Genomic DNA, 4,645 nt, shown 5'->3' on the forward strand with positions numbered 1-4,645 from the left:
TGCGCCGCAATCGGCCACGCACTCGATGCCTTCACCGCCGACGAATGCGCCAATTACCTCAAAAATTCAGGCTATCGAACTTAATGCCATCACGCTTTAAAGGGTTGGGCTTCGAAAACCCGCAATCCTCTCAGACAGGAGGCAATCCTTGCTATGCCTCCCTACATGCCGCGCCAGCGGCTTCGTTCAATCCCAAATCGATTCAACCTAACCCCATCCCGCTTTAGAGAAGCCGTTCACTGTGGATGGGATTGAGCGCCCCACTAGCATCCCGCAACAGCTTCTGAGGGGGTGACAGCGTTGCGATGAGCGAGCGAAACGAACTCGCGCCTGCGCTGCCATTCGCCATAGCGGTCGAGTACGCTGTACCCGACTGCCACGTCAATGTAGCGGCATGGCTCGACCCGCCCAATTATCGCGGCCGCACACGCGCCGTCTACGAGCCCCGTGGCAGCCAATGAATGACGACTGCGGCCACTACGGATTCAAACAGCCTGCTGTATCAGACCACGCAGTGGACGATGGCAAAGCGAAAAGATTCTTACAGCAATGATCGACCTCCTTTTTTAGCTCGTCACCTGTTACCCAAACTAGCCAATTTTCCTCAGCGATATCCTCTTCCACAAGCCGCAAGATCCATCCGCCGGGTTCATGATGAGGGTAGTGCGGAAGTCCTTTATCCACTCGCCAGCGAGCCACAAGCGCGCATAAGAAATCGGGGGCCCACATAGCATGCGATAGCCGGTGTGTAACTCGGGCTATCATCCTCGGGACACCCTGTCCCCTGAAATCTCTGCGTGCCCAAAGATCTCCATTGTAGGCTATTCTTCCTGTCATCTCCTCTGCGGTAGAGGCGATGCAGGTGCAATGATCATCAAAGTGAGCGTGCACGATCGGATTACTGTAAAATGCATTCAGCGACCGAAGATGCTCCGCAAAGTTACTGTGAGAAAGATCATACATCCGTGTGGCATTTGTAAGCATGACGTCGTTGTTCCTATCGAGGCCAACCACCCAAAATCCCTCACCTGGGCGAATTGTTGATCGGTCAGGTCGAAAGTTTGGAAATGTTCGCCCTTTTCCCGGAATTCCCTCTGTAATGGAGACGTATTCATGAAAATCGAAACCTAGCAGCAGGTTGATATCTTTCTGAGCAGCGATGGTGTCGTATATTGGAATGCAACGTGAGACATGCACCGCAATGCATGCACACATTACTTCCGCACTCTCGTCTTTCGTCATGGGTTACCTCGCAGCCTAACAATCAACATGATACTCCCTGGTGATGGCCCACCTTAAGACCAGCGACTCCAAATTTGCCTATTCTTGAACGTTTTTTAGTTAGGTAAACGGGCTACAGCAGGCTACGATCAAGCTCCCATTCAGCTCCAGAAAATCTTCGAATGCGCTTGCAACTCCCTCAAGCTCACACGCCGACATCGGTAGCGACAGGTTGAGCATGCCATTGCGGGTCAGATATTGGCCCCTCTCTAGCATCTCCAAGTGAAAGAGGGGCTTAACATTCGGATCTTCGGTCTGCGTGTCCGCGATGGTGCGGATTTCACCTTCACGAAAATGGATGTTCATCATCGAACCGCTTCCGATGAACTGTATGGGCAGCGCGCGGGCCCGCGCGATCCCGTTGAGTTTCGCCCGCAAAGCGTCGCCCATGGCGTTTAGTTGCACAAGACGGTCGCTCGACAGTACTGTTGCCGCGGCCACGGCCGCAGCCATGGACAGGGCATTGTTATTAAATGTGCCTGCATGAGCCAGTGCATCCGGCCGATTGGGATCGTAGAGGGACATGATGTCCTCGCGCCCTCCAAAGGCGCCGAACGAAGCTCCTCCCTCGAGGTACTTACCCAGTGTTGTGAGGTCCGGCGTAATTCCGAGGGCACCTTGTAGCCCGCCTGGGGCAAGACGAGAGCACATCACTTCGTCAAAGATGAGAATGATTCCATGCCGTTCGCAAACACTGCGAATTGCTGACAGGAATTCACGACTCGCAGGAATGCATCCTGCCGAACCCTGCAGCGGCTCAACGATAACCGCCGCAAGGTCGCGCGCTTCACGATTAATCGCAGCCACGGTCTGTGCTATGTCGTTATAAGTGCAGAGTACGAGCGGAAAAGGCGCGTTTTGATCAGCATCGCCAGATTTATAATGCAATACTCCCCCATGATAGCCTCCGCGAAAAGCCATAATTCGCGAACGTTTTGTGAAGGCCCTGGCTGTCACTAACGCCATGAGATTCGCTTCGGTGCCCGAATTCGTGAACCGGATGCGCTCGACCGATGGGAAGCGCAAGCACAGGGCAGCCGCCAAGCGCGCCTCGTTCTCGATGTGCCCACCATGCACCCAGCCCGTTTCAATAGCATGCTGAATAGCTGCTTTGATCGTCGGCTCTGAGTGCCCGAACAGCCCCGCGCTGTATTCACACAAAAAATCAACATAATTATTGCCGTCGAGATCCAGCACTCGACAGCCCGAGCTCGTCCTTACGACAAAGGGAAACGGCTTAAAAAACAGAACGGATCGCGTATTTCCGCCCGGCATGAATCGAGATGCGCGCTCCATATAGGCGAGGCTCAGCGAATGTTGTCTGGAGTAGCGCTCTTCTGCGTCGGTCAGAGCGCGAGCCACATCTAAGTTATGCCTAATTTCGTTCATCACGAGTTTTCCATTTCTCCAAGCCCAGAATTGTTAGGAAGGTGAGACTGCCCGCCGGCGGCGACCGCCCGAGAGTCAAAACATGGTTGATCAAGTGCGGACTAGTGGCGGGGAACGCCATCGCAAGAACAGGGCGGTTCTGCCGCCCCTGGTTCGAAGGTTTCAGCCCGTGAAGACGACTGCGCGAGCAGAGCAGGCGACGCTTGGTGCGGAGCCGTCCTAGGCTCGCGGTGTCACTATAAGAACCTCAGGTCCGGGAGACAGAAGGAACAAGTCGAGCAGCGGGCGCGAAGATACAATGGTGATTGTCGCGGCACTACGGCGAACTCGACTCCAGCAAAGCGCGGCGCCTCACCCCTGTCGATGAACTACCCTTGCCATTTCTTCACCTTTCGTATCGCGACGAACGACCATCATCCGTTGCACATCCAGTTAGTGATGGATACATCACTAGCAATGATGAGCACACTACCTAGTCTGGTGAGGATCTGAAGAATCGGTGGCGACGCGTCCAACAATGGTAGGTGGACCCTAGCGGATCGATGTGCTCTGCGGCTGCGGATAATTAACTCCGAGCCAACCGACGAGCCGGTATTGTCATCAACTGCCCCCAACAAGCGCCATGAGCCGGAAAAGCTCCGGGACTTACTGCAAATCGGAGAATGTTTTCGTACCAGGCGACCGAAGGGATGATGCCGCCCACCCCAGCGCATGATGGCGATCGCGCAGAAAGCCATCGTTTCGAGCTATCGCCACCTGCACTCAAGCTAGGCGGGAGAGCTATCTACCGCAACAAGAAGCTCCTCAGCTCTTCTACTGGAAAGAGTGGCTCGCGTTTCCTCCCAAGGCGGCGGGGCGGTCGGGACCGGAGCACCGATGACGGGTCGATCGCGCCGCTGGTGGCACGCCCCTCTCGGATCAGCTCACCAGTGGCTATTCTGATCGTGGTCGGTGACTGGTCGCGCGAGTGCCTGACGCTGGTTGCGACACCTCTCTCTCGGGCACGCGGGTGGCGCGAGAACCGGCGCGGCTGGTGACGTCGTGGGAGGCTAACGATGGCGGCCAGCGACAACGGCAGCGAGTCGAGCAGCCAAGGCCAACAACGACTCAACCGAGGGGAGCTCGCCAGGAGCGAGGCGCCGGCGGTGCGCGGCACAATTGTATGCGGTCGATCTAAGAGGATCGGCAGGGTTATGCAGTGGCGCGCATCTTCGACGAAGCTCAAGGCGGCGGCCCCATTCTACATCGCGCTTGGGTACGCCCTATGTCGGGTCGCGTCGTGTCGGCGAGTCCGCGAACCTCCGCCGAGCGAGGGTCTGTACCCGATGGCGTAACGCACAGTTTCGAGAATGCTCAACAGAACGTGGCTTGGCCCGCGCTGTTGGCATCCCTCGATAACTCAAGGTGCGTCCCGTTCATGGTTCATGCCTGGGTGACAAAACGATGGCTTACCAAAGCTTCGCCCGAATCTGCGCCGCATCAACATTCGGCAGCGGTTAGCGTCCCATGGTTCTTGAACTTTGGACCACTCGGAAAGTGGTTTCCGCATCTGTCACAATGGCCGAACGCTCACGTGTAGGGCCCTTTCCAGTACGCCGCGCGAGGACCGCGGCCCGGCCAAGCGATCGAGCGAGCCTTAACGATGGATTTTGTATGCGATCAGTTGGCGACGGCACATAACTGCCGAAGCAAATGACCACCGCCTATGCCGCCCATCTCACCGCGGCAGACGATCGGCTGCGTGCCCTGACCGGCCGCCTCAACCATCGGTTGCCCCAACCGCTACTCGGCGCATAAAGACTCGAGATGCTAAGCTTAGGGGCAAGTCAGATCACATCGTCTTTCTCTCGATAAGCATTGGGGTGTGGGTCTCAACGTATCCATTCGGCGTAGGCCGCAGGATCACCGCTTCAGCAGTCCAGGGTTTTCCTTGTAGAACTTAATAAGCTCGATCAGGTTGTCGATGCCGAAGTCG

The 4,645-nt window shown here is 56.4% G+C and carries 2 protein-coding genes; both read right to left on the minus strand.

What is annotated here, in order from left to right:
• Positions 1 to 477: 477 nt before the first annotated feature.
• Complete coding sequence (locus IVB01_RS29860) at positions 478 to 1,242, minus strand: hypothetical protein (protein ID WP_247495121.1); 765 nt, start codon at positions 1,240 to 1,242, stop codon at positions 478 to 480.
• Positions 1,243 to 1,341: 99 nt separating this feature from the next.
• A complete protein-coding gene (locus IVB01_RS29865) occupies positions 1,342 to 2,670 on the minus strand; it encodes an aminotransferase class III-fold pyridoxal phosphate-dependent enzyme (RefSeq protein ID WP_247495122.1) in 1,329 nt (442 codons plus the stop codon).
• Between the last annotated feature and the right edge of the window lie 1,975 nt (positions 2,671 to 4,645).

This window comes from Bradyrhizobium sp. 164, assembly GCF_023073715.1.
Classification (GTDB): domain Bacteria; phylum Pseudomonadota; class Alphaproteobacteria; order Rhizobiales; family Xanthobacteraceae; genus Bradyrhizobium.